At 43.4% G+C, this 24,260-nt stretch carries 22 protein-coding genes; 6 read left to right on the forward strand and 16 right to left on the reverse strand.

What is annotated here, in order from left to right:
* Positions 1 to 36: 36 nt before the first annotated feature.
* From PP178_RS08180 to PP178_RS08190, 3 genes are all read right to left on the reverse strand, one after another.
* Positions 37 to 1,548, reverse strand: coding sequence for a DEAD/DEAH box helicase (locus PP178_RS08180; protein ID WP_272593855.1), 1,512 nt, complete (start codon positions 1,546 to 1,548; stop codon positions 37 to 39).
* Positions 1,549 to 1,664: 116 nt separating this feature from the next.
* A complete protein-coding gene (locus PP178_RS08185; protein ID WP_272593856.1) occupies positions 1,665 to 2,594 on the reverse strand; it encodes a 2-hydroxyacid dehydrogenase in 930 nt (309 codons plus the stop codon).
* Between the two features lie 19 nt (positions 2,595 to 2,613).
* On the reverse strand, positions 2,614 to 3,141 hold the full coding sequence (locus PP178_RS08190; RefSeq protein ID WP_272593857.1) for a DUF6155 family protein: 528 nt from the start codon (positions 3,139 to 3,141) through the stop codon (positions 2,614 to 2,616).
* 189 nt (positions 3,142 to 3,330) lie between these two features.
* Here PP178_RS08190 and PP178_RS08195 point away from each other — a divergent pair, with 189 nt between their 5' ends.
* Positions 3,331 to 4,194, forward strand: coding sequence for a sigma-70 family RNA polymerase sigma factor (locus tag PP178_RS08195; RefSeq protein WP_133644240.1), 864 nt, complete (start codon positions 3,331 to 3,333; stop codon positions 4,192 to 4,194).
* A 436-nt stretch (positions 4,195 to 4,630) separates the two neighbouring features.
* On the opposite strand, the gene PP178_RS08200 is transcribed toward PP178_RS08195, so the two are convergent.
* Genes PP178_RS08200 through PP178_RS08225 form a run of 6 tightly spaced genes read right to left on the reverse strand, consistent with a single transcriptional unit; the run spans position 4,631 to position 14,271 of the window.
* Entirely contained in the window at positions 4,631 to 6,139 is a 1,509-nt protein-coding gene (locus PP178_RS08200) for a YaiO family outer membrane beta-barrel protein (protein WP_272593858.1), read from the reverse strand.
* Complete coding sequence (locus PP178_RS08205) at positions 6,136 to 8,517, reverse strand: sulfatase-like hydrolase/transferase (protein WP_272593859.1); 2,382 nt, start codon at positions 8,515 to 8,517, stop codon at positions 6,136 to 6,138. The genes PP178_RS08200 and PP178_RS08205 overlap by 4 nt, the downstream gene beginning before the upstream one ends.
* A 3-nt stretch (positions 8,518 to 8,520) precedes the next feature.
* The gene (locus PP178_RS08210) at positions 8,521 to 9,948 is read right to left on the reverse strand and encodes a glycosyltransferase family 2 protein (protein ID WP_272593860.1); all 1,428 of its coding nucleotides are present in this window, start codon (positions 9,946 to 9,948) and stop codon (positions 8,521 to 8,523) included.
* A gap of 2 nt (positions 9,949 to 9,950) precedes the next feature.
* Positions 9,951 to 12,125: a HEAT repeat domain-containing protein gene (locus PP178_RS08215; RefSeq protein WP_272593861.1), complete on the reverse strand. Its 2,175-nt coding sequence runs from the start codon at positions 12,123 to 12,125 to the stop codon at positions 9,951 to 9,953.
* Positions 12,126 to 12,135: 10 nt separating this feature from the next.
* Entirely contained in the window at positions 12,136 to 12,513 is a 378-nt protein-coding gene (locus PP178_RS08220; protein ID WP_272593862.1) for a response regulator, read from the reverse strand.
* Between the two features lie 6 nt (positions 12,514 to 12,519).
* Entirely contained in the window at positions 12,520 to 14,271 is a 1,752-nt protein-coding gene (locus tag PP178_RS08225; protein ID WP_272593863.1) for a response regulator, read from the reverse strand.
* Between the two features lie 150 nt (positions 14,272 to 14,421).
* Between PP178_RS08225 and PP178_RS08230 the strand changes: the two genes are divergently transcribed.
* Complete coding sequence (locus PP178_RS08230) at positions 14,422 to 15,711, forward strand: dipeptidase (protein WP_272593864.1); 1,290 nt, start codon at positions 14,422 to 14,424, stop codon at positions 15,709 to 15,711.
* Here PP178_RS08230 and PP178_RS08235 read toward each other — a convergent pair.
* The gene (locus PP178_RS08235; protein WP_272593865.1) at positions 15,708 to 16,103 is read right to left on the reverse strand and encodes an acyl-CoA thioesterase; all 396 of its coding nucleotides are present in this window, start codon (positions 16,101 to 16,103) and stop codon (positions 15,708 to 15,710) included. The genes PP178_RS08230 and PP178_RS08235 overlap by 4 nt on opposite strands.
* A 149-nt stretch (positions 16,104 to 16,252) precedes the next feature.
* On the opposite strand from PP178_RS08235, the gene PP178_RS08240 reads away from it, so the two are divergent.
* A complete protein-coding gene (locus tag PP178_RS08240; protein ID WP_272593866.1) occupies positions 16,253 to 16,480 on the forward strand; it encodes a hypothetical protein in 228 nt (75 codons plus the stop codon).
* On the opposite strand, the gene PP178_RS08245 is transcribed toward PP178_RS08240, so the two are convergent.
* Complete coding sequence (locus tag PP178_RS08245; protein ID WP_272593867.1) at positions 16,470 to 17,825, reverse strand: NAD-dependent succinate-semialdehyde dehydrogenase; 1,356 nt, start codon at positions 17,823 to 17,825, stop codon at positions 16,470 to 16,472. The genes PP178_RS08240 and PP178_RS08245 overlap by 11 nt on opposite strands.
* Positions 17,826 to 18,016: 191 nt before the next feature.
* On the opposite strand from PP178_RS08245, the gene PP178_RS08250 reads away from it, so the two are divergent.
* Entirely contained in the window at positions 18,017 to 18,424 is a 408-nt protein-coding gene (locus PP178_RS08250) for a glyoxalase (RefSeq protein WP_272593868.1), read from the forward strand.
* On the opposite strand, the gene PP178_RS08255 is transcribed toward PP178_RS08250, so the two are convergent.
* Positions 18,416 to 19,096: a DUF2461 domain-containing protein gene (locus tag PP178_RS08255; RefSeq protein ID WP_272593869.1), complete on the reverse strand. Its 681-nt coding sequence runs from the start codon at positions 19,094 to 19,096 to the stop codon at positions 18,416 to 18,418. The two genes, PP178_RS08250 and PP178_RS08255, sit on opposite strands and share 9 nt — an antisense overlap.
* A gap of 91 nt (positions 19,097 to 19,187) precedes the next feature.
* Here PP178_RS08255 and epsC point away from each other — a divergent pair, with 91 nt between their 5' ends.
* A complete protein-coding gene (gene epsC, locus PP178_RS08260; protein ID WP_272593870.1) occupies positions 19,188 to 19,982 on the forward strand; it encodes a serine O-acetyltransferase EpsC in 795 nt (264 codons plus the stop codon).
* On the forward strand, positions 19,972 to 20,856 hold the full coding sequence (cysM, locus tag PP178_RS08265) for a cysteine synthase CysM (protein ID WP_272593871.1): 885 nt from the start codon (positions 19,972 to 19,974) through the stop codon (positions 20,854 to 20,856). Before epsC ends, cysM begins: the two co-directional genes overlap by 11 nt.
* Positions 20,857 to 20,914: 58 nt before the next feature.
* Here cysM and PP178_RS08270 read toward each other — a convergent pair whose 3' ends face one another.
* The 4 genes from PP178_RS08270 to truA all read right to left on the reverse strand — a co-directional run bounded on the left by PP178_RS08270 (position 20,915) and on the right by truA (position 24,241).
* A complete protein-coding gene (locus tag PP178_RS08270) occupies positions 20,915 to 21,508 on the reverse strand; it encodes a hypothetical protein (protein ID WP_272593872.1) in 594 nt (197 codons plus the stop codon).
* Between the two features lie 80 nt (positions 21,509 to 21,588).
* Positions 21,589 to 22,092, reverse strand: a complete 504-nt coding sequence (locus PP178_RS08275; RefSeq protein WP_272593873.1) for a Dps family protein — start codon at positions 22,090 to 22,092, stop codon at positions 21,589 to 21,591.
* 228 nt (positions 22,093 to 22,320) lie between these two features.
* Complete coding sequence (gene corA, locus PP178_RS08280) at positions 22,321 to 23,424, reverse strand: magnesium/cobalt transporter CorA (protein ID WP_272593874.1); 1,104 nt, start codon at positions 23,422 to 23,424, stop codon at positions 22,321 to 22,323.
* 40 nt (positions 23,425 to 23,464) lie between these two features.
* Complete coding sequence (gene truA / locus PP178_RS08285; protein ID WP_272593875.1) at positions 23,465 to 24,241, reverse strand: tRNA pseudouridine(38-40) synthase TruA; 777 nt, start codon at positions 24,239 to 24,241, stop codon at positions 23,465 to 23,467.
* Between the last annotated feature and the right edge of the window lie 19 nt (positions 24,242 to 24,260).

Raw genomic sequence — 24,260 nt, forward strand, 5'->3', positions numbered from 1 at the left:
ATAAATTGCAGCGCTATTTCTGAACCTGGTTCGAAACTACATCCGGGCCGCGAATTTCTGTGAAATACTCAATCGGAGTTTACGCTCATAATCTTCCTCCAGCCATTCTTTGTAGCTCTTGGTATTATTCATGATGCAATAAGAGTATTGTCTTACCCGGTACGAGATCTCCTCCTTTAATTCTTTAGCCAATAAGCGGGCATCAAAGACATCACTACTGTTTTCCACACAGATCTGTGCATGTTGTTCTATAGATCTCTCAAGAACCGTTTTGGACTTAAGACCCTGGGCAAACACCTTTTTATATTCCTCTTTGACATCAAATTCGATGGAGTCCGACTTTGAGAATTTCTCCCTGAGTTCCTGGGGCATTTCATATACAAACTCCCGCTCTATATCCTCGTCATTCTTAATGTTCTCGAGGAAGAAATCAGGGAAGTGGAAAATTTCCTGCCAATCAATCGGGGCATCCCAACGGCCAAACCTCGCCACATTATTTCCGAGGTCTACTACTGTGAACTCCTTTTTATTCGGGAGCACTCGAGATCCCCGTCCAATCATCTGGAAGTATAGGGTAAGACTCCGTGTAGCCCGGTTCAGGATAATGGTTTCTACCGTTGGTTCATCAAAACCGGTGGTTAGAATACTGACGGAGGTCAGGATGGCATCGGGAGTCTCCGCAAACCATTCCAGGATCTCTTTTCGCTCCGAGGCCGTATTCTTATTATCAAGATGCCTGATATTATACCCGGCTTTCTTAAAGATCTCGTAGACATAACGAGAAGTACTTATCCCGTTATTAAAAATCAGGGTCTTGGTTCCCTTTGCAATCTCTTCGTACGCGCCCAACAATTTCCCCAACATATTCTGGTTCCCATACAGTTCGTCCGATGATTTCACGGTATAATCCCCGCTAACTCCTAGTTTCAGCGACTTAAGGCTAACATCGTAATTGTACATATTGGCCTTGGCGAGGAAATTCTTTGAAATTAGGGATTCTATAGATTCCCCTACGATCAATTTCTTGTAATTGTCCTTCATCGGGAGCTTAATGTTGGAACTGAGTGGGGTGGCGGTTACCCCGAGGATGATCGATTTCTCAAAATATTTAAAAAGTTTACGGAACGAATTGTAATGCGCTTCATCGATGATGACCATCCCTACATTATTCAGGGTGATCATCCCGTCCTGCAGTCGATTGTTAAGGGTTTCAACCATGGCCACATAACACATGTGGTCATCGTCCGCTCCCAGCTCTTTTACCTCGCTGTTAATCACTTTGTTCTTGACCGAAAATCCCTTCAGCATCTTCGAGGTCTGCGAACTCAATTCAATCCTATGGGTGAGCACAACGACTTTCTTACCGGTTTTCTGAATAAACCTCCTGGCAATTTCCGAGAATACTACCGTCTTACCACCGCCCGTGGGAAGCTGGTATAACAAATTGACGTTATCCGGGGCTTCGTCCAGGTAATCAAATATGGCATTCAGGTCGTCTGCCTGGTAATCGTAAAGTGTTTTTTCTTTGTTTCGGGTCTGCAGGTTCAAATCGAGATTTGGATTTAAGTTTGAGGTCTGTTGCCCTTTGAATACGGGAACATCAATTTTGCAAAACTAGCAGTTTTTTAAGCTTAAAAGAAATTATGAGTGTGAAAACTGGTGCTTTAATACCCCCGGCTACGGGAAACCTCGAAGCGTAAAGCATCACCATCAGTAAGCCTGCGGTAATTCTCAAGCAGCAATGATGCGACGGAATCCATGTCCGAAACACTGGCAACATGAGGAGTTATGAGGATATTGTCGTGTTCCCAGAATGGGTGATTTACCCCCAGGGGTTCCTGCTGAAATACATCCAGGGAGGCACCGGAAATCTTTCCATTTTCTATGGCCATAAGCAGGTCGTTTTCTACAAGGTGCCCTCCCCTGGCGACATTGATCAGGTAGGTACCTTCCTCAACCTTCTCAAAAAACTTTTCATCGAGTATTCCCTCGGTTTCCGGTGTCAGCGGAAGCAGGCAAACTAAAACAGTCGTATCATTCAGGAAATCGGTTAGCTCCTCCTGCCCGGCATAAGTCGTTATCCCGGGAATATCTTTAGAAGACCTGGACCAGCCACTGACCTGGAATCCCGCACCCTTGAGGTCTATGGCGACCTTAGCTCCCAACTGCCCTAATCCCAAAATACCCACCCGTGTATCCTTAATCCGGGTATACGCAATAGGTTGCCACCATCTTCGACGATGGTCCCCGTGATAAGTGTTCAGATTCTTTATATGACCTAAGACCAGGGCCAAAACAAATTCAGACATATCTTCCGCCAATAAGGGATCTACCACCCTGCTTATCGCCACCTGCCCGGGCAAGCCGGGATCTTCCAGGATAAAATCGACCCCCGCACCCATAGAGCTAACCAGTTTTAGCCCAGGGTATTGATTTAAGCTGTTCTCCGGATGTTTCCACACCAAGGCCATACTTACCTCTTCCTTTGGGAAATCATCTCCATGTACATACACTTCTGTATCAGGTGCTAACTCTAGGATAGCACTTTTCCATTCTTCAGATTTACCGTCTTGCCGGATGATTACTATTGCCATATGGTGTTGTCTTGTTGTATTAATGCTGTTGTTGGTCTTCTTCTAACAATTCGTATACCCTTATAAATTCACTTTCATAGGGCCATTCCCTTTCCTGCACCGTGTTGAGAATTTTCCTGATGCGCTCTTCAAACTCTGCTTTAAGGTGATGATAGCTGATAAACTGTATCGCCTCGGAGTACGATTTCCACATACTCTTATAAAAGGCATCAGATAGCGGCTTTTTTTCCTCGAATACCTGGGCAATTTCCAAGTTGTACAACATAAGCTCTGCCACCCATTGAGGATCCATTTCCAGTTTCCTGAAAGATTTGATATACTTATGGGCAACCGAACGTCTCGCCCGTGCCCTTTTTCTCCGGGTGGGAAAATATTCGTAGGATATCTTGGCTTTTGCTTCCTGAACCAGTGCCTCTTCTTTAGGGTTAAATATAAAATCGTAATACTTCTTAACTTCCGGGTATCGCTCATATAGCGCGATGAGTTGCAACTCCAATTCCTCTTTGGGCAACTCGGCCACATACTTCTTCAAGGCTCGTTTACTCATGCCCCGAAGATAATGATATCGAAAGTAAACTCTTGCTATACATCTTCCAATATACCCCTGAGGGTATAATTTTGCGCTCTTTTTGCTAAACTTTTGATAAAATCGGGTGTACAACCCTATCGCTTTTGGAAAAGACGGAATAAAATGTTATAATGAGAGGATATAACCCTTAAATCCCTTTACAAACATATGAGGCAACTAAAGATAATCAAGCAGGTAACAAACAGAGAATCCAAATCATTAGACAAATACCTGCAAGATATCAGCAAAATAGATCTGATCACTGCTAATGAAGAAGTTGAGCTAGCCCAAAAAATAAGGGAAGGGGATCAAGCCGCACTAGAAAAACTCACCAACGCCAATTTACGATTCGTCGTCTCCGTGGCCAAACAATACCAAAATCAAGGATTAAAATTACCTGACCTTATCAATGAAGGGAATGTCGGTTTGGTTAAAGCTGCAAAGCGCTTTGATGAAACCAGGGGGTTTAAGTTTATTTCCTATGCCGTTTGGTGGATCAGGCAGTCTATTCTCCAGGCCTTGGCAGAGCAGTCCCGGGTGGTACGATTACCACTGAATAAGATCGGTTCTATCAATAAGATCAAAAAGACTTTTTCTTACCTGGAACAGGCTCATGAACGCCCGCCATCTGCAGAAGAGATCGCGAAAGAATTGGATATGAGCGTAAATGAAGTCAAGCAGTCCATTAAAAATTCTGGCCGGCACGTTTCTATGGACGCTCCATTAAAAGAGGGAGAGGATTCTAATTTATATGATGTAATGAGATCCGGGGAATCCCCAAAGCCGGATAAATCACTCATGCAGCAGTCCTTGAATACAGAGATTAACCGGGCGCTGGATACACTTTCTCCCCGCGAAGCTGATGTAGTTAAGTTATACTACGGGATCGGGGACCAACAATCCATGACTTTGGCCGAGATTGGGCAGACATTTGATCTGACCCGGGAAAGGGTTCGCCAGATCCGAGAAAAAGCGATCAGGAAACTTCGGCATAATTCCAGGAGCAAATTGCTTAAAAATTACCTGGGATAAACATTTAACAATAAAAAAAGGGAGCTGAGAAGCTCCCTTTTTTATTTTACACTATACACTAAAACAATTAAGAACAGTTAAGTCTGTTGATATTAAAATTCATCAGTATTTCATTGAGATCTTCGATGAAATTCAGATACGCTGCTTGGTCTTTGTGATCATTTGCCATAGTAAAAAGGTTTTAGGGGTTAAACCGATTATAGATAATCCAGCTCGGCTAGTTCATTTAAACTTAAAATCTCATTCAATTCTCTAAGGAAAATTAAATATTCCTCACCGTAGGTATCATATAACATAGTAAGTGGGGTTTACGTGGTTTGATTGGTGTCAAATTTGCTTGTAGTAAACATATTTAATAATAGAAATTATCGCAACTTATTGTGGTGTACCCTCTTTTTTTTGTGGTTAAACACTGGTTTGAGTATGGTGAATTAAATCAGAAATCAAAGAAATATTGCAATCCCCCGGAGATGGCATAGAAAAAATTACCCGGGTCAGCAGCGAATTCTTGTCGCAATAGTCCAAGGTTTGCCCTGTACATAGAAGCAGCCTGCTTTGGCCGGAACTGGTGTTCTAATTGAAGTTGTTGAGAACTCACGAACAGTATAGTCTCTGAAAGGAGGGTATCATCTCTCCTGAGCTGTTTTAAGTCTGTATTATACCCTACTCCCAGTCGAATTCCCCAGAAATCATCTTTGGTCCGTGTATATTTCCTGGCCAGTAAGGATCCTGACAGCGAAACAGGTTGCCCGGTACGCGGGGTAATAAAAGGTCTTAATGAAACGTAATAATTACCTTTATACATACCCATACTACCCGTATAGACCAAAGCGTCAGATTTTTTAAAATCATAATAACGGGCTCCTAAAGAAGCTTCAATTCCCTTGGGCAGGTTAGCGAAAACCTCTGCACCGCCCCTTTGTGCCGGAAAAATGAAAGAGGAAGAATACGCATAACTAATATTGGCATAGATCTTTTCTGAAATTTTCGGGTACAATTCCAATTCATATTGCAGGCCTTCTGTATTAAAGCGGTTACTGTACAGTATCCTGGGGATAATTTTGCCAAAGGGAGTTTCCCGGGTATATTCAACACTCCCGTAGTACATTGGATCAAAAACCTGGTCAAAGACATCAACCTGGTTAGCTACCGATACACGGTTAGCCCTGTAATTTTCCTTCAGCACCGGCTTTTTCTCTATACCGCTAGCAGTAGCTGTAGGGTCGATTAATTTTAAAAGATGGGCTCTGAGCACAAGAATTTCCTGGTCTGCCGATAGTTTCTCGAGAGCTTTATTGGCCAATCCCAATGCGATATTATGATTACCGGCATCCATTTCGTTATTTATGGCTCCCACCCAGGCCTGTTGGTGGTATGGATCTTCAGATGTATATGCATTAAAACGCTTCCTTGCCTGGTCATACTTTCCCATCCAAGTTTGACTTTTTGGTTTTAAAGCTATAATATCTCCAGAGGCTGATTCTTGTTGTATCTCATGCTTTGAATTCTGGTTGAGTTCGGATTCCAAGGCAGTTCTCAGACCATTAAGTTCCGGATCTGTAGCCATGTATTTCAGTGCTTTGTTCGCAAGTCCCAGGGCGATGTATGTGTTTCCCGCGTACATTTCGTTCTTGATAGCGGCTACCCAGGCCTCCTGATTATCCCGATTCCTGGAAGTCATACGGTTAAGTTGTTTCCGTGCTTCCTCATAATTTCCTTCCCAACTGTAAGTTTTGGCCATCAGGGTTTTCCCATCTGAATGATCGGGGTGTTCTGCCAGTATAGTTTCAAGGGTATTCCTGGCATCGCTGTGCTGGCCATTAAAGGCAAGTTCACGAGCTTCAGAAAAGAGCAGGTCTGAATCCTGAAATTGAGCCTTCTCCTGGCCGTATGCCAAGCACTGCGATAACAGCAAAACGCCGAGGTATGCAAGGTATCCTTTCATATTTTTGCTGTTATGGAGTTTTTCACCTGCTTATGCCTGCTCTTATCACTTTTTTCTAAAAGCTGTTTTCTGAGGCTGGTCGACGCTCTCTGAAGTTTTTCATTCAGTACGTGGTCTTCCGGGTGATATTTTTCAATGCCAGTCTTCAATTCAAGGGCTTTGCTATGCTTACCACTCCAGTAATAAGCATCGAGAAGAGCCGCATAACCATCTGAATATACAGGGTACTTACGTACCACGCTACTGAGTATTCTTTCGGCTGGTTCATACTTCCCCTGCCATGCAGCTATCCTTCCCATGAGTATTTCGGTGTCGGCATGTCCGGGCACTTTGTCCAATATATATCGACAGAGGAGATCAGCCCGATCCCAATCTCCTTGGAAGGCAATCTCTCTTGCAATGCCGTAGGCTTTATCATAATCCTCCCCGTTAAAAATGCTCTGTATCCAGATCTGGTCTTCGTTACTGAATTCTTGGGATGTATATGAGTTTAGACCAATGTTAACAGGAGGTATAAGCTTGTTCTGCATGGTTACATAACGGTTAACCGCCTTAAAATATTGGAATGCCGATTCTACTTCCTCTTCCTTTTCATGATTCCTGAGCTTCGTGAGTGTAAAGGATGGCCCGATCTTGTACAAATCACCATTACTCCAAAAGTGAGATCCCATTATAAAATCCTCTATGCCGTTCTGGTATCGAAATAAAGGAATGGTCTTATGGTCGGACTCCATCAACAAATCATCCCCTAACCACGCTACCTCCGAAGGCTGCTTTATTGGATAGTCCTGGCCTAGTAGGCCCAACAGGGCGGGTACTATATCGGCATGGGAAGCCAATACACTGAATTTCCGCGCTTCTTTTATTAAAGGACTGTACATGATGAGTGGCACCCGGTACCGGTCTATATTACTCTCCTGGGGTAACTCTGAGAGGTTATGGCTACCGGTAATAATAAAAATGGTATTATCAAATTCCGGGTTTGCCTTATACTGTTGAATAAAATGTCTTACCGCATCATCCATATACAGGATAGATGCGAAAATATCGCTGTTTCGACTTATCCTGGAAGCTATCTCCTCTTGATAGTTTCCTGAAGCCAAGGTCTGCCTCACCTTTTTTACATAGACCTGCTTTTGAGGAATATTGAAGGGTTTACTGCTACTGAGGGTCTGGAATACCTCCAGCCTTGGTCTGCTCCTATCCTTTTTCTCAGAATGATAGAACGCAAACAATGCTTTATCAGGGTATCCTTTAGAGATACCGGCTTCGTCTTCGGGTTGTTGCTGATATGCTCTTCCAAAATTTTTCCTGCCAATGATCTCGTCTATTCCTTCTTCAAATAAGAATCGATCCATTTGATGTAAAGCTGTATTCCCCCCATAATAGAATGAAGTCCTGTAACCATTCTCCTGGAGCAGGCTAAATAGCGTATGGCGATTCAGTTGTTGATCGATCTTGGTAAAACCCCTTGTTCCAAATGGCAGTGAGCCGGTAATACTAGGGACAGCGGCATAATTTGTTCCCTGGTTGCTTAAGAAATGATCCCAGTGCAGTGATTTTTCAGACAATGAGCTTAGGAAGGGAGTAAATGCTGCGTATTTGGCATCGGTTCCCAGGAAATCCGCTCCTAAACCGTCAATGACAAGGAAAACAAGGTTTGGTCTCTCGGCACCCAATTTAAAGTAGGGACCTAATGCCACTGAGGAGGACTTTGGCCGTAAAAGTGGGTATTCAGCTTCCCCTTGGTAGGCGTTCCAGTCCATAAGCTCCGTTAACGCATTCTCTAGCAAATGCTGGGTTTTATTTTCGTTAACAGGGTTTTTATGAGACATGAGCGTGGCGAGGAATATACTGAGCAAAACCAGGGTGAAGGGATACATCCTCGATATAAGATGGTAAACACGGGCCACGAGGCGATACATTACAAGGAAACTCAATAAACCCAGTGATAAACCCAATCCAAGTCTTAAAATAACCTGTGAAGAAGTGTAACGGGCTAAATAAACCACGATAAAGTCCGATCCAAGCATTTCGTGGTGTTCAGTGAAGTATAGGGTGGTCAGGATTTCTGAGAACAACAGAAAGATAAATACCATCCCACAACTAAATAGACCCAATGATTTTTTTACCGATTCCAGGAATTTGAAAATAAAGGCCAGGATTATTCCTGCCAAAGATGCAAAACCTGTATGATGGACCACCAGGATTAACAGGCTCTTGTTGATCACGGAGTCCAATACACCTTGACGGTATAGGTGAAATTGCTGTAATACAGATAACAGAACCAGGCAGATAAAAAAAGTCAGGACCATACGGATGTAATCCCGAAGTGGTCGCTGATCCCTTATTTTGCTATCTGTAATACTTGTGAACATTTATTACGCTTTTGCGAATCCTTTTCTCGCCATAGTACCCCAGCCTGACTTGATATTGAACAGTTTTTTAAAGTTCCCTTTAACCGCCGAATAGACCACGATGGGGTGAAAAATAAATGGTTCTATAAGGGCACATAAGGCCAGGGTGAAAATATCTTTGGTTTTATTGTATTGGTTATAAGAGTACATTTCTGCCAGGATGGCGTAAAAGGAGAACATCACGGAGAACATATACACTGCGAGGGTGATTCGGATAAAAAATTCTTTATTGAGAACTCCCATATACCAGAATAGTATAACCGAGAGAAAACCGACGAATTCCAACAAGGGGGCCAGCCATTCATAAAAAAACCAATACGGGTAACTCAGCATTCCTAACCTGCCATAGCTGGGGTTAAAAAACATGTCTTTATGAGTGTATAATGTTTCCAGGTTACCACGTGACCAACGGTCCCGTTGATTCACAAACATTTTAAGATCTTCAGGAACTTCTGTCCAACACAGGGGATCGGGAATGTACTCTATGGAATAAGGAAGATCCCGATCATGCATAAAGCGGCGCATCCTGAAAACGATTTCCATATCCTCTCCAACCGTATTGGTATCATACCCGCCTGCGGCAACGGCGATCTCACGATCAAAAAAACCAAAAGCTCCGGAAATAATAAGTAAACTGTCTATTCTTCCCCAGGCCATCCTGCCAATGAGGAAAGAACGAGTATATTCTAACACCTGGAACTTGGCTAACCAATGTTTTGGCATACGGATCTGTTCTAGCGTACCCCCCGATATTTTACAGGAATTTGCAATCCTGATCACCCCTCCTACCGCGATAACCCTTTTCTGTGAACGCTGGAAGAACGATTTTACCACATGCAGCAAAGCTTCTGGAAGCAAAAGGCAATCTACATCGATACATCCTACATATTGACTTGTCGACAGGTGTATACCGGCGTTGAGGGCATCGGACTTCCCCCCGTTTTCTTTATCCACCACGGTGAGTTTCCCAAAAGATCGCTGGGTCGATTTGTAGATACCCCTAATTCTCTTACACTTCAGGTCCGGGTCCGTCAGCTCATCCGATTTTACCAGGTCGTAAGCGTCTATCATTTTCTGTAAGGTATCATCCTTACTTCCATCGTTGATCACCATCACTTCAAAATTCACATATTGTAAGGACAACAGTGACCTGATGTTTTCAACGATAGTAGGACCTTCGTTATAGGCCGGCGCAATGATGGTTATACTTGGAGCCAAAGGAGAAGCCATGATCTTTGACAGGTCACCGAAACTATTCTTATGCTTATAATGAAGCGAACTCCTGGAAGAGAGATACGCCATAAAACCGAACATAAGGAACAGCGTAGCTGTAAACAACAGGAAAACGATGTTCAGGTATTCAAATACGATTTGCAGTATATCTTTTTCCATTCTTATTTCATCAATCTGCGAATACAACTAAAGAACGATCCCGTAACGATTTCAGCAGACTCTTCATTAGATACGTCAGGTTCAAAATTCAGATGGAGGAGTCCCTCCTCCTCTTTCGCCGAATGTCCAGGGTCCACTTCTGTATCTGTAGAGGTTACTGCCAATCTCACTCCTTCATGCATGGATAACCCCGAGGACTGATCTTGCTCCGAAGATTCACAGTAAGTTCCAACGGGGAATGATTCCAGCAGGGAACCCAGTTTCTCTCGAATACACTCCACTTTCTCCAATACCTCGCCTTCTTCCTGTCCTAACAGGAAATCAAGGAATTCCAGCTCTTTTTCATCTCCCACGGCCAGTATTTCGTCCAGCAGCATCAACTTGGTATCTTTATCACAGCGTAGGAACAGATCGGAAAAGATACTCAGGTGAAAAGCAGGTTCCGGTGAAAAGTCGATCTCCAGCTCCGGGATATGATTCTCTCCTTTAATAGCTTCTGCATCTTCTAAAAAAGTGTTTTCATCCTCCGCTTTCAGGGCAATGCCATGGGGTTGCAATAAGCTGTCCAAGGGTACATCTTCCTGCTCCTCTTCTGTCTTTCCACCATCCCCGGCCTCAAGGATCTCGTACACGGTTTCCATATGCATAATGGCCTCACATTCGTCTTCAGACAGCTCGGAATCAAATGGTTCCACGGCTTGTGGTTCATTGACCAGGGGCAGGAAATCCAGGGATAGTACACCCCTTGGACTTAGCGTTCCTTCGTATTCACGAGCTTCCAGGATTAATTCTTCAAGAGATTCATGAAGGCAGAGGTCAAAAATCTCGAGGTCCTCTTCTTCTATCGGAAGCTCATCAGGAATACTTAAATCTGTTTCATCCTGTGCTGATATATTTTCTTTGCTTGCAGGTTCTTCGATCGTGGCAGCGACAGGCATTTCCTCAGCAGGGGGTATTCCGGGAACCGCTTCGATCAATACCTCCTCTTCTAAAGATGGTGTCTCCGAGGTTTGGGTTACAGTGACAGCGGGTATTGGCTCATTTTCCTGAGTATCTACTTTTTCTACTTGGTCTTCCTGCTGGGGAGCAACGGTCAGTTCTTCTTTTTCGGTCTTACTCAAAACGTCTTCGGGCAGGATACTGTCGGGTTTTATTTCATTCAGGCTGCTGATCGCCTTACTTTTCACCATAAAGTCTTTTTCTTCATGGATTACTCCCTCTAAGAAGGGTATTTCTGTTTCTGAGCCCAAGAAACCAATCGTATCTAATATGGTCCGTTTGATTTCTGCTTTATTTTCCGGGTATATTTTCTTTAAAATCTCCAGCGATTCTAAAACACAGAATTCTCTGACACATTCCAGGGCCTCCAGTTTAATCTGGTCATTTTTATGGCGCAGTAAACGCAGGATTGCATTATTGGCATCACTCTGTTTATAGTAACGTATCAACCGGAGTGCGAACAGGACAACATCTTTATTCCCGGAAGTGAGCCAGAGGCGGAAACTAGGGGGAATAAAATCTTCTTTTTCCCGGATAATATCGAGCAACTTTAATTGCTGCCATTCGGAAATAGCATATTTGGCCGTATCCAGGAAATAATTAATTCCTTCCTTTCTCAAGGTTACTGTGGCAATCTGGGCTTGTTTTCTTATCACACTTCTCCTGTCGTTTACAAAGGGTCTGATAAATGTATATGCCTTATCCACTTTCATTCTGCTCAGCTCCAGGATGCCGGACGAAATAATCTCCCATCGCCAGCTGGAAAGTTTTTCAAATGCATCAAAGTGTAACTCAAGATCTGCATACAGTTGTAGAAGTCTATCCTGTGCATCCCCGGATATATCTTTCTGCAGGTCCATCAGTATTTCTGTCAGCACTCCCCTGTTGTCCTTATCTTTTAGCATCTCCCGGATACGGATCTTCATCTCAACATATTCAACATTGTCCTCTTTGTTTCCTTCGTTTTCATAGAACAAAAAGGTACTGATCATAGGCGCCAGTATCTTCTTCCTGGCTGCGGTCCCTCTTTTTTTATTGGATTGAGTTCTCCGGTTGAGAAAAACAATAAGTAGAAGGATCAGTGCAATTACCGTAAAGCCCACCGTAAAGTACCCCACAAGTTCCAGGTGGAACGAGGTAGCATTCAGGATATAGCGGGGGACTATAGCGGCTTGCATACAGTTATGTTTAATTCTTATTTAATTCCCGGCCTACCCTAACGAGCAGTTCTGAAGGACTCACAGGTTTTGAGATAAAATCGTTTGCTCCCAGTTCAAATGCACTGAGAACGTTTTGTTCATTCCCTGCAGATGAAATGATAATTACCGGAACCTGTGACTTTAATTCGTTCCGGACAAAATCTATCAATTCTATCCCGGAGAAATAAGGCATCATAATATCGCTTACGATGATATCCGGAATATGATTTTTAAGCAATTCCTTTACTTGCTGCCCATCACTGGCGAGGAGGACATCGTAGCCCGCCTTCTTTAGCCGGAAATTGAGAAGGGATGCCAGTAAGTCATCATCTTCTGCAAGCAGTAATTGTTTTTTTGGGGGAGTCATATTTGGTTATTTAAGTGCATCCAGTGCTTTTTGTATCCTGGCTTCCATAACCGGGAACTCTTCTACGAAACATTCATATAAAAATTTCAGATGCCTGGAGTCCTTGTCCGTACGTGCATTCTGATGTATTTGCTCCGTCAGCAGGATCAGGCGTTCTGCATTGAACATCTTCAACCCGCATTTGATCTTATGTGCCGATTGCGCTATGCCTTCATAGTCGTTATTCTCCAAGTGCATTTTTACCATCCCGATGAACTCCAAGGCGTTCTGCTTGAATAATACGACCAGTTCCTTTAGCAAGTCGATCTGGCCCATACAATCCGCCAGCATTTCTTCCAGGTCAAGTTCATCAGTGGTCTCAGGTATTATTTCAGGTTTTATCTCCTTTTCTTTCCTGGCTTCATTATTAGAAGGGGCTCTCCTGATAAACTTGGCGAGTTTAGAAAGCAGTTCTTCTGAACTGAAAGGCTTAAGGATAAAATCATTCATCCCTGCCTGCTCACAATCACTCTTATCCTGGGCGGTAAAATCGGCTGTAAGTGCAATTACCGGTATCCCGGCTATACGATCCTGGTCATGGTTCCTGATGATCTCCGTAACCTGGTAACCATTCATTACAGGCATACAAAGGTCCATCAGGACAAGGTCTATCTCTTTTTCCTCTAATAGCTGCAGTCCATAACGAACATTTTCCGTGATATAAGAAATACATCCCCAGGTTTTTAACCGTTGTTCAATGATTTTCTGATTCAGGGGATTGTCTTCAAAAACAAGGATCCTGCTGCCCCTTACTGTATCCGGGTCCTGCCTGCTCTCCCGGGTTACCGCTCTCCCACTCTCCTTCCCCGTTTTAAAAGGAATTCTAAAGTGGCAGGTGGTTCCTTTACCAGGGATACTGTCTATCCCGATAACCCCCTGCTGCTGTTCTATGATCTGTTTAATGATGCTAAGGCCAAGGCCTGAAAAATTAAGTTTTGGGACCTGTCCTTTTGGGGGGGATATAAAAGCTTGGAATAATTGTTCCAGGGTTTCATCATCCATTCCATCCCCGTTGTCAGCAATCTTAAAATCCAGTTCTACAGCAGACATTTTACTGCGAGTTGCTCCTATGATCAGTTTTATCTCACCTCTTTCGACAAACTTTATAGCGTTTCCTACCAGGTTCAGTAATACCTGTGATAGCTTAGAAGGATCTCCTTCTATAAATTCTGGCACATCCTGATCCATCTCCAGGATTATGGAGATCTTTTTGTTGACGATCAGGGTTTTACACAGGTAAACAACTTCATTGATCAGGCTTGGCAAATTAAAGCTCACGGTCTCGAAAATCTCTTGTCCGCTGGAAAGTTTATATAACTCCAGCAATTCGTTAGTGATATTCACAAGCCCGTTAGAATCAGCTAATATGGCCTGGAGCTGAACTCGCTGATCGTGATTCAGCATCCCTTCCTGTAACTTCTCAGAATTCCCGATGATGCTGTGTAAAGTTGTTTGTATCTCCTGGCTGAAAGAAGTGACCAAATGCATATCTGTTGCACTGTTCACTGTCCCTGCCTGGGATTTATCGGTTACCGGGGAATTTCCCGGGTGTACGATGGTCGATTTTTCTCCCCAGATCTTCCTCTCCAGCTGAGCCTTAAAGGATTGGAAGGAATTCTTGAGTTCAGAAGCTTCTTCTGCAGATAATTCGCCAAAGGAGAAATGATTCAGTTGAGATTCTAACTGGTTGAGCTGGTCAAGTAGGTGGTCTGATTTCAATGGAGCTGTTTTTCTATTTTGAGATGAAAATCAATAGGTGCATTAACGCTCTAAAAATCTTATATTCGTCGGGGGCTGGCAATAATATGTTACCTAGAGCCCTTAAGCTGTTGTCAAACTCCTCTTTTTGTAGGTTTAAAATTTTAACAAATGCGTTACTTCACCTTATTTTTGTGCATATTATCGATAAACTGCGCTGAACAACCAGAGAATAAAAACGATACCGACCTGATGAGCAAGGCCCAAGAGATACACGACAGGGTGATCACTATTGACACCCATGACGATATCAATGTCAAAAATTTTACGGACAGCATAAATTATACGCAAGACCTGGAGACCCAGGTAACCTTGCCTAAAATGAATGCCGGTGGGCTTGATGTAGTCTTTCTTATCGTCTATACGGGGCAGGATACGTTAAGCCCTTCAGGGTATGAAAAGGCCGAAGAAAATGCCATGGCTAAATTTGAGGCTATTCACAAGCTCACAAAAGAATTTGCCCCTGACCAGATTGGATTAGCGGTGAGTTCAGATGATGTTCGGCAACTCCAGGCTGCGGGAAAAAAAGTGGCGATGATCGGGGTTGAGAATGCCTACCCCATGGGAACTGATCTATCCAATTTTGAGAAGTATTACAACATGGGTGCCAGGTATATCTCCTTATCCCATAACGGGCATAGCCAGTTCTGTGATTCCAATACGGGTGAAGAGGACGATCAATGGTTATATAATGGTTTAAGTGAATTAGGTGAAAAGGCTGTAGATGAGATGAATAGACTAGGAATAATGATCGATTTATCTCATGTTTCCAAGGCATCGATGATGCAGATCGTAGAACGATCAAAGGCACCTGTGATCGCATCACATTCTTCGGCCAGGGCGTTATGTAACCACAGCAGGAACCTGGATGATGAACAATTAAAAGCTTTAAAGGAAAACGGAGGGGTGGTTCAGACCGTTGCCTTTTCTTCCTACCTGAATACAGAGAAGCACGAAGCTCGTTCTGCTTATCTAAAAGAATTACACAACCAGGTCGCTGATTCCCTCGGATTACAATGGTACAGCAGGAGAGAACGCTATTCTCTCAGCGAGGCCGAACAAGAAGCCTATAAAGAAGATGCAGCGCGGATTCAGGAAGAGGTAGACCGCTTACTGTCAAGCCGCGAGGATGTACCCCCTGCAGTAAATGTGGAGGATTTGGTCAACCATATTGATTATATGGTAGACCTGATCGGTATTGACCATGTGGGGATCAGTTCTGACTTTGATGGAGGAGGTGGTATCGAAGGATGGAAGGATGCTTCAGAAACCCTGAACGTTACGGTAGAACTGGTAAAAAGAGGGTATACGGAAGAGCAGATAGAAAAACTATGGGGAGCTAACCTTCTAAGGGTACTGGACGAAGTAAGCTCGGTGGCAACTGCCCAGAAAAAGACTTAATCAGCCTCTCCAAGCCTGTCCTTAACATATTCAATTTTTGTTTTACCATGAGGTTTCGGCTTGCCGTCCTCTCCCAGGTTGACCATGATAATCTGGTCTATGGTCAGTATAGTGACCCGGTTCATTTTATTCCGGGCCTCTGCTTTTAGCGTGATAGAACTCTTCCCAAAATGCACCACTTCTATCCCTATTTCGACAATATCACCCTGCTGTGCTGAGCTCATAAAGTTGATCTCGGACATATATTTGGTGACCACCTTACGGTTTTCTAACTGGATTATACTGTACAATGCTGCCTCTTCGTCTATCCAACCAAGTAATCTTCCCCCGAATAGGGTTTCGTTAGCATTCAGATCTTCCGGTTTTACCCATTTTCTCGTGTGAAATCTCATTGGATAAGTCAGATTTAAGTGTGTTGATTAAAGTCGTAAAGATAGTTATGATTCCTAAAGTTTGTTAAGATGCATTAAACTTTTCTTAAGGCAAAACCGGGCAGAGGCATTATTAAATAGCTTTATATCAACGAACTAATCCTCAAGCCATGCAAACCGTAGTCAAATATTTTACCGCTGCGATCTTTTCCTTTTTCGGTTATATCGTAACCGGAGATTCTCGTGAGGCAGCAACCATGATCAATAATTCCTGTGTTACCGAGCAAAGCAGGACATTTTCCCTCAGCAACCAGGGTACGATTACAAACCGGGAGATACGGTATATTAATCTCAATCCGGCTGCAACCAACAAAAGCTGTCCCAGCACTACTTGTTGATGTAGACCGTCTTTTTATTGACGAATTCCAGGATTCCGTGTCTTGATAATTCACGACCATAACCGGAAGTATTTACACCTCCGAACGGAAGCCTGGGATCACTTTTCACCAATTCATTCACGAATACCGCCCCTTCATTTAATTGGGGAATCAACCTGTTCACCCTCTTCCTATCCTTAGTGAAGATTGAAACCCCTAAGCCAAATTCTGTGGCATTGGATAGTTCTACAGCCTCATCTTCACTCCTAAAGCGCGTAATTCCGATGGCAGGCCCAAACGTTTCCTCTTTAAAAACCGGCATCCCAGTTGTAACATCTCCCAGGACAGTAGGTTCAAAATACGCGCCTTCTCTCTTACCACCGGCCAGAAGTGCAGCACCCATCGAAACAGAATCGTTAACCTGTTTTTCCAATTCTTCGGCGAGGTCTTCCCTTGCCATCACCCCTATAAAAGTACTTTCATCTGAGGGGTCACCGGATTTTAATGAACTTACTTTATCCAGGAATTTTTTAGTGAAGTCATCAGCGATTGCTTCATGTATCAGTAAACGTTTACCGGCTATACAGCTTTGCCCCGTATTCTGGAATCGCGCCTGAACACAGGTTTCCACAGCAGAATCTAAATCCGCATCATCGAACACTACCAAAGCGTTACTGCCGCCCAGTTCAAGTACCGACTTCTTGATTTCCTGCCCAGCTAATGCAGCCACCGATGATCCAGCGGGTTTACTCCCGGTCAGGGTAACGGCTTTGACAATAGGATTTTTCAGGATATATTCAATCGCATCACTACCAACCACAAGATGCTGAAAACAACCCTTAGGAAACCCGGTTCTCTCGAAAACTCTTGTGATCATTTCGGCAGATTTCATCACATTTGAAGCGTGTTTTAACAACCCCACATTGCCGACCATCAAAGCCGGCGCTGCAAAGCGGAAAACCTGCCAGAATGGATAATTCCAGGGCATGATCGCCAGTACGACCCCCAGGGGTTCATAGCTTACATAACTCTGGTCAGCATCCGTGTCTATCGTCTCATCCGCGAGCTGATTCTCGGCATTATCGGCATAATAAGAACAGACCCAGGCACATTTTTCTATCTCTGCAACGGCTTGCGATATAGGTTTGCCCATTTCCTCGCTAATGGTACGGGCATATTCATGTTTATTTTTTTTCAATTCTTCTGCGGCCTTGATCAGAAGTGCAGATCGTTTCTCATAGGGGACTCTTTTCCATTCCCTGGCTGTCTCATCTGCTTGTTTCAACACTTGGTCAATTTGATTTTCTGACCACTCCTCAAATTCGTAGAGTACTTGGTTATTATATGGGTTGACGGACTTCTTCATAAATATCTGTGATTTTTTTAAAGATAAAATTCTGGCCGGCTTTAATGGTTGTCTTCCAAAAGGATTTTTAGTTCAAAACATAGCCCGGCTATGGCCAAAACTTCTCCACTGTTCATAAACTGGTTAAAAACTAATCGGACAGCCGTCTTTACGAGTCTATTTTCTCTCTAATTTTAAAAAAACCACCTGTGATGAACAATAGATCAACTGATCTCCTGCGATTCCGTCCAGAGATTCCCTCCGCAAGAATTAACCTGAACACCAGTGATGACGAAAGGTTTCAGAATGCAACCCTGAGGCCGATCATCAAATTCCAGAACCAACTTCTTATTGCTGCCTTTAAGAATTATATCGCCAAGCATAAGAATGGTTTCTATGAGCTATCGATGGAGCGAAGGCTCGAATACATCGATAACGCCATCCACAAGGACATCAAATTCCGTAATTCACTAAAAGGAATGCTCATCGGGCAATTCACCGTGGAGGAGTACGAATTATATATTCTTAATTCCTCAGCCCTGAACAAACGCATGATGAACATGGTGATTGAACGTCTGAAAGACCAGGTACAGGTCTTTGAATTGGTTCCTTTACTTTAAGAGGGACTCCCCGTTTAAGTTGGTGGTGAGGATATCGCTCATCAGGTCAAAATATGGCCTGATGGCTTTAAAGGAACTATTGACATCTTCTATAAAACCGGGATCCATGACCTCCTTGTCTGTATAATTCTTTACAAAAATGAATTGTTTTTTACGGATAAGGTCAATATCGGGATGCTCTTTATCAAAACCCTTGGGTGCTGTCTTTAACTCCTCCCCCTGCAGGCTTCCCCATGTTCCCCGTATTCCGGGTGATGTTATAATTTCCCTGAACTCAGAAGCGTCATTCTCAAATTCTTTCCTGATCCGTAATAAATCCTCCTTGTTCGGTTCCCAGAAACCCACCGCGATAAATGTTTCCCCCGGTTTGATACGAAGGTAATATCCACCTCTGCGATGTTCCCCTGCCCTAGCATACGATCCTGCGAAATGCGTTTTATACGGAGTTTTATCTTTAGAAAAGCGCACATCCCTGTAAATGCGAAACATCTTGAATTTTTCTATTTCGTCATGCAGACTCATCCTCTGGTGCAAGGAATTATAGAATTCTTTTACAGAGGATTCAACTGCTTTAAATTCTTTTTTGTGTTCTGTAAACCATTCCCGGTTATTATTTTTAGCCAATCGCTTAAGGAATATAAGCGATTCCTGGGGCACTCTCTCGTTACTCATACCACATAATCTGTTTAATTTAGTTTAAAGTTAACCAATTTGAAAGGCCTCCTTTTTATTAATTGGTTAATTTTGAGTGTTAAAAAGAATTATGGATAAGGATGATATAGTCCGTAAAATAAAGGACCACAAGAAACAACCCAACCTTCGTTTCCGATTGAAAACCGAGGTTGAGACATTTTCCAATAAACTCTTCCTCTGCCTCTTTGATATAGAGACACCGGTAGAGACCAGCCTGCAGCAACTGGAGGAGCAATTCAGCACCCTGGCAGAACTCGCATGCTGGGATCCGGAGAATTCCTGCAAAGAACTTTGGGGACAATACCTTGGGAAATTACCGGGAATCCTGGAAAAACTCAATTTAGATGCTGAAGCCATCGCCGATTGTGATCCTGCCTCCCTTTCCCTGGAAGAGGTATACATGGCCTATCCCGGGTTTTACGCTATTGCCATCTACAGGCTGGCGCACGAGTTATATAACTATGGTTTTCCCCTTGTCCCACGGCTAATGACAGAATATGCCCATAGTAAGACCGGGGTGGATATCAATCCCGGGGCTCGTATCGGGAATTCATTTTTTATCGATCATGCCACAGGGGTGGTCATCGGGGAGACAGCGGTAATCCACGATCATGTGAAGATTTACCAGGGAGTTACTCTTGGGGCTCTTTACGTGGCTAAAAACCTCGAAAAGACAAAAAGACACCCCACCATTGAAAACAACGTTACTATCTATGCCAATGCCACCATTTTAGGTGGAAATACAATTATTGGTGAGAATTCGGTGATCGGGGGGAATGCATGGGTCACCTCTTCGGTCCCACCAAATTCTACAGTATTCCACAGCCCGGAAATTAAAATCAAAACACTTCCCAATGTCCCATAGTTTGACCGATTTGATCGGAAATACTCCCCTTGTACTTTCCACCCATTTAAATACGAATAAGAACGTAAAATTATATTTTAAACTGGAGGGGCAGAACCCCGGGGGCAGTGTAAAAGATCGTGCGGCCCTGTTTATGATCAAAAATGGCCTGGAGCGTGGTACGCTTACAAAAAACACCAAACTTATAGAGGCAACCAGTGGGAATACAGGAATTGCCCTGGCCATGATCGCGGGAATTTACGGCCTTCAGATCGAATTGGTCATGCCCGAGAACGCCACTAAAGAACGAGTACAGACCATGAGGGCTTATGGGGCTAAGGTGACCCTTACATCAGCAGATATCGGGATAGAAGGTGCCCGGGATTATGCCGAAGCTAAAGCTGAAGAACCCGGTTATGTGATGTTAAACCAGTTTGGGAACGATGATAACTGGCGCGCACACTACCATACTACAGGGCCGGAAATATGGAATGCTACAGGTAAAAAAATCACTCATTTTGTATCCTCCATGGGGACCACGGGTACCATTATGGGAACGTCAACTTACCTAAAAGAAAAGAATCCCGATATCCAGATCGTTGGAGTACAGCCGACCGAGGATTCCAGTATCCCGGGCATCCGGAGATGGCCGGAGGCTTACCTCCCCAAAATATATAACCCAAAGAAAGTGGATCGTATCCTGGATGTCAGTGAAACCGATGCCCGTGAAATGGCCAATATTCTTGCGGCCAAGGAAGGTATCTTTGCCGGTATGAGCAGCGGAGGAGCTACCGCGGCAGCATTGAGACTCGCACAGGAGTTAGAACAAGGGGTGATCGTAAGCATTATCTGTGATCGCGGTGACCGTTATTTGTCCTCGGATCTGTTCCAATAAAAAAGAGCACAAATCGTGCTCTTTTTCATGGTTGTTATCCAGTCCTAATTATCAGCTTTTATTTGTCTGATTTCTTAGTGTCATTGTCATTTTTACCGGTATTCAGATCTTCATAAGTTTCTATAAAGAACTCAACTTCTTTTCCATTCTTGTCGGTAAATACATAAGAGTCCTTATCATCCGGCATAGCGTCTTTAGGGATGCTCTTGTCTTCCAGGATTTCCAGGTTTTCACCATTCTCCAGGGCAACCAGGATTTCATCTTTATCGCTTACCAAAACAAAATCTGATGTTTCCTCGGCATTATATCGGAAACTGATCCGTTCATCATAGGCGTCGTCGGAATCGTTATCAATCTCTACGGTCTTCATCACCTGTTTCTTTGGGAGAATCCTCTTTTGATTGATATCGTTACTGTCCTTATCGGATAACATTACGGCCATTTTCTTTTCCGTGCTGATCCTTACAGAATTTTTGATGACCTCGTTATTTCTCCACAACTTGTACGTTTTCTGTGTAGACTCCGAGGCTATCTCTTCCTGTTGATCCATGACATTTTTATCCGGGCTTTTTTGGGCTCCCGCGGTATAAGCGGTCATGGCAAAAGCACCGGTCATTAATAAAGCTATTCGTATATTTTTTAAATTTTTCATTTGTCTTGTTTTAGGATTAAATAATCAGTTATCATTCATCTGCTTGCCGCTCAAGGCAAGGCTCATGGCCTACTAGTGCATTATTGTACTAAATCTGCACTTTTCAGGCGCTCTTCATTTTCTTTATTCCATGCATCCAACATCCAGCTGGTTTTTTCCATTTCCCTGATGTAAGCCCCTATCAGGTCAATAGTACCTTCATCACTGATAGCGTCTGCTTCAGATACCACTTTGGACATTTGTTTTAACAAAATGCCATGAGCTTCTAAGATTTCTTCCACCATTTCAGTGTCTCTCAGGTTCCGGGTACTCTCCTCTATATTAGATGTTTTCAAATATTCGGTATAATTGCTCATGGGATGGTACCGCAGGGTTAATATTCGTTCCGCGATCTCGTCAATTTTTATCCGGGCGTCCGAATATAATTCCTCGAATTTTTCGTGCAAGTCAAAAAAATTCCTGCCTAAGATATTCCAGTGAAAATTGCGGAGTTTTTGATAATATAAATGGTAATCTGCCAGCAGTGTATTAAGTTCAACCACCACGGGCAATAATTTTTCTTCGCTGATATTTAAGTAATTCATCGTTTTAAAAAGCTGTTTTTATAAATGTTGGGTGACTATGCATTGGAAATAGAGATCGTGCATAGTGGCCACAAAAGGCCTTTTAAGTATAGGCAGAACGCCAATTTCAGGGAGTTTACAACCCCTATTGGTCTCTAATAATACACTAAGAATATAAGCCTGAGACAGCCTGTGTCAAGGGATTTAACGGGCTTTAACCCTTTTTGAGAATTCTTAACATAATGAATGTTAAATCCATCGCTTCCTTTTAAAGAAAATTAACATTCCTACCAGGATTACCAACATTATACCCAGTACTACTGAATAACCATAACGCCAATCTAGTTCTGGCATATGTTCAAAATTCATCCCATATATTCCGGCGATAAATGTAAGTGGAATAAATATAGAAGCCATAATCGTCAGGACTTTCATCACTTCGTTCATCTTATTACTAACGCTGGTCATATACATTTCCATCAGGCTGATAGACATTTCCCGGTAGATCTGTAAGCTCTCGTTAATCTCGATGCAATGATCCAAGGCGTCGCGAAGGTACAGCCTGGTATCCTTGGAGATCAATGGATTTTCAGTATTAATCAGGCGCTGTATCATTTCCTTAACCGGAAAAATCCATTTATGGAGTCGGATAACTTCTTTTTTAACATCCTGTATTTTCCTTGCCGTTTCAGGTTTAGGGTCGTAATAGACTTCATCTTCGAGGCTGTCAATCCGCTCAAATATATTCTCAACCACTTCAAAATAACTGTCTACTACGGCATCAATAAGTGCAAAGAACAAGTAATCTGCTCCTTTAGCTCTAATCTTTCCTGTCCTGCTGCGAAGTCTTTCCCTTACCCCGTTAAATACATCACCTTCCAGCTCCTGGAATACTAGAACGTTATGTTGAAATAGTGTCAAAGCGATATGTTCTACGACCATTTGCTGGTTGTCATCCAGGTATAGCATTTTAAAAACTCCGAAGATGTAATTATCGTATTCATCGATCTTGGGTCGTTGCTGGGTATTAATGGCATCTTCGAGCACCAGGTTATTGATCTCGAATTTTTTCCCCAGTTCCGCGATAAACTTTTCATCACTGATCCCAAGAATATCTATCCAGGCCGTAGTACTACTGTCTTTTTGTTTATCCAGTTCCGTTACGGGCGCAAGACTGTATTCTTGTATGTCGTCCCAGTTGTATTCCATGATGTTAACAGAGCTGGTCATGCCCTCCCTATCCCCTACATAAATGATGGTTCCCGGAGCTTTACCTTTCTTCTGGAAGATCTTCCTGGGTCTGATAGGCTTAGTTTTAAAATTATATTTTCGCTTGCTCTTTTTCTTGGTCATGGACAGTAATTTTTATAAAGATAAAAAAGAAGGCTTTGGTTCATTCAAAATCCAGGCGGTTAAGTGATAATCCCGATCCCGGGGCCACATAGGTCCAGCGGGTGTCGTTACCTGGCTTTAAGGATTTGGTAAGCTGGTCCAAGGTGATGTTACCCCGTCCAAGTTCTATCAAGGCGCCCATGATCATACGTACCTGGTACCGCATAAACCCCTCCGCCCTAATTTGTAAGAGGTAGGATTCTTCAGGGAAAAAATTGGCCTGCCATTGATCGTTAGCGCCCAGCTCGCAAAAAGTTACAGTTCTGCTCGTATCTTTCTCTCCAGTTTGTTTTACAGTATAGGCACTGAAATCATGTGTTCCCACAAAAAGCGGAGCCGCCTCGATCATTAATGAAATATCCAGGTGCTCATGGATACAGGCCATCATGGGGGCGCAGAAGGGGTGTATCTTTTCACCATGAGCAAATAGATAGGCATACTCCTTCATGCTACTGTCCTTTATAATATTGAAGGCAGGCGTCACCGGTTGAACACTCATGGCCCGGATATCCGGTGGCAGGTTCTGGTTGAGCAAACGCAAGAAATCCTCGAGTGGCATGGGCAATTCATCCTCCAGGTAAAGGGCCACCGCGGCATCAAGAGCAGAAACTTTGGCATCCGTCCGGCCGGAGGCCAGTATCCTGAAAGGTTTTTGCCCCAGCACAAATTTCATGGTTTTATGCACCATGCCTTCTACAGTTTTCTGGGAGGGTTGCCGCTGCCAGCCGCTGTACCTGAAACCGAGGTACTGCAATCGTATAACGTACTGATGTTTCATCGTTTAAATGGACGTAAGT

Source organism: Zeaxanthinibacter sp. PT1, from assembly GCF_028464225.1.
Classification (GTDB): domain Bacteria; phylum Bacteroidota; class Bacteroidia; order Flavobacteriales; family Flavobacteriaceae; genus Zeaxanthinibacter.

Bases quoted from the DNA above. Each gene is read 5' to 3' on its own strand.
- PP178_RS08185 (WP_272593856.1), bottom strand. From the start codon at position 2,594: ATGGCAATAGTAATCATCCGGCAAGACGGTAAATCTGAAGAATGGAAA.
- PP178_RS08190 (WP_272593857.1), bottom strand. From the start codon at position 3,141: ATGAGTAAACGAGCCTTGAAGAAGTATGTGGCCGAGTTGCCCAAAGAG.
- PP178_RS08195 (WP_133644240.1), top strand. From the start codon at position 3,331: ATGAGGCAACTAAAGATAATCAAGCAGGTAACAAACAGAGAATCCAAA.
- PP178_RS08200 (WP_272593858.1), bottom strand. From the start codon at position 6,139: ATGAAAGGATACCTTGCATACCTCGGCGTTTTGCTGTTATCGCAGTGC.
- PP178_RS08205 (WP_272593859.1), bottom strand. From the start codon at position 8,517: ATGTTCACAAGTATTACAGATAGCAAAATAAGGGATCAGCGACCACTT.
- PP178_RS08210 (WP_272593860.1), bottom strand. From the start codon at position 9,948: ATGGAAAAAGATATACTGCAAATCGTATTTGAATACCTGAACATCGTT.
- PP178_RS08215 (WP_272593861.1), bottom strand. From the start codon at position 12,125: ATGCAAGCCGCTATAGTCCCCCGCTATATCCTGAATGCTACCTCGTTC.
- PP178_RS08220 (WP_272593862.1), bottom strand. From the start codon at position 12,513: ATGACTCCCCCAAAAAAACAATTACTGCTTGCAGAAGATGATGACTTA.
- PP178_RS08230 (WP_272593864.1), top strand. From the start codon at position 14,422: ATGCGTTACTTCACCTTATTTTTGTGCATATTATCGATAAACTGCGCT.
- PP178_RS08235 (WP_272593865.1), bottom strand. From the start codon at position 16,103: ATGAGATTTCACACGAGAAAATGGGTAAAACCGGAAGATCTGAATGCT.
- PP178_RS08240 (WP_272593866.1), top strand. From the start codon at position 16,253: ATGCAAACCGTAGTCAAATATTTTACCGCTGCGATCTTTTCCTTTTTC.
- PP178_RS08245 (WP_272593867.1), bottom strand. From the start codon at position 17,825: ATGAAGAAGTCCGTCAACCCATATAATAACCAAGTACTCTACGAATTT.
- PP178_RS08250 (WP_272593868.1), top strand. From the start codon at position 18,017: ATGAACAATAGATCAACTGATCTCCTGCGATTCCGTCCAGAGATTCCC.
- PP178_RS08255 (WP_272593869.1), bottom strand. From the start codon at position 19,096: ATGAGTAACGAGAGAGTGCCCCAGGAATCGCTTATATTCCTTAAGCGA.
- epsC (WP_272593870.1), top strand. From the start codon at position 19,188: ATGGATAAGGATGATATAGTCCGTAAAATAAAGGACCACAAGAAACAA.
- cysM (WP_272593871.1), top strand. From the start codon at position 19,972: ATGTCCCATAGTTTGACCGATTTGATCGGAAATACTCCCCTTGTACTT.
- PP178_RS08270 (WP_272593872.1), bottom strand. From the start codon at position 21,508: ATGAAAAATTTAAAAAATATACGAATAGCTTTATTAATGACCGGTGCT.
- PP178_RS08275 (WP_272593873.1), bottom strand. From the start codon at position 22,092: ATGAATTACTTAAATATCAGCGAAGAAAAATTATTGCCCGTGGTGGTT.
- corA (WP_272593874.1), bottom strand. From the start codon at position 23,424: ATGACCAAGAAAAAGAGCAAGCGAAAATATAATTTTAAAACTAAGCCT.
- truA (WP_272593875.1), bottom strand. From the start codon at position 24,241: ATGAAACATCAGTACGTTATACGATTGCAGTACCTCGGTTTCAGGTAC.